This window comes from Micrococcus sp. HMSC31B01 (assembly GCF_001816085.1).
In the GTDB taxonomy this organism is placed as follows: Bacteria; Actinomycetota; Actinomycetes; order Actinomycetales; family Micrococcaceae; genus Micrococcus; species Micrococcus luteus.
On sequence record NZ_KV824951.1, the window covers coordinates 1 to 833 of the forward strand.

1 protein-coding gene is annotated in these 833 nt (G+C 74.8%); it reads right to left on the minus strand.

Annotated features, from left to right (window positions below):
- Positions 1-577 (minus strand): TPM domain-containing protein (locus HMPREF3105_RS01955; protein WP_141762400.1); only part of this gene is annotated, 577 nt, incomplete at its 3' end.
- Between the last annotated feature and the right edge of the window lie 256 nt (positions 578-833).

Below are 833 nucleotides of genomic sequence, written 5' to 3' on the forward strand. Positions count from 1 at the left end.
CGCCGGTGGTGCCGGCCGGCAGGGCACCGGCCGGATCGTACTCGGCCCCGCTGGCCCCCCTGCCGTCGAGCGTGCCGTCGGCGGCGTCGTCGAGCCCCTGCACCGCAGCGGTGCCCGCCGCGAGCCAGTCCGCCGAGCCGGGGTCCGTGCCGATCCTGGACAGCTCCGGACCCACGTAGGTGCGCGTCACCTGGTTCTGCAGGTTCGCGTCCCCGCCGCTGTCCAGCCCATAGGCGCGGTCCTCGACCGCGATCGCCAGGACCGAGTCGTTCGTTCCGAGCCCGCGCTGGCGCGCCACGTCCTGGGCCAGCGTCTGGGCGTCCGTGCTGAACTCATCCACGTAGACGACGTACAGCCCCTGCCCGGTGTCCCGGCGCAGGTCCTGGATCTCCTGGGTCAGCCGCTGCTCATCGGAGGTCGAGAGCACCCCGGCCTCGTCCACCACGTACACGCCCGGCGGCACCGTCACGGCGTGCGCGGCGGGTGCCGCCACCAGGAGGCCCAGGCCTCCCAGACCCGCGGCGGTCACGGCGCGCGCCAGACGGCCGACGTCGGCGGGGCGGGCGGGCACGGTCATGCGGGGTCTCCTTCGACGACGGAGGCGAGCCGCCGCACCGGGCGGACCCGCCGGATCCTGGGGTTGAGTGTAAGGCGGCGTGGGAAGCGGACACCAGAGATCCGGCGCGGCCGGGACCGTGGGAGGAGCGGATGTTCGGCCTCTAGGCGGCGTTCAGTCATGCACGCTAGCGTGGACGTGCCCCGGGGCGCGCGTCCGCAAGACGACGGGCGTCTGTGTCGACCGCCCGGGGCCCGACCCGAAGCGAGGACCCCGT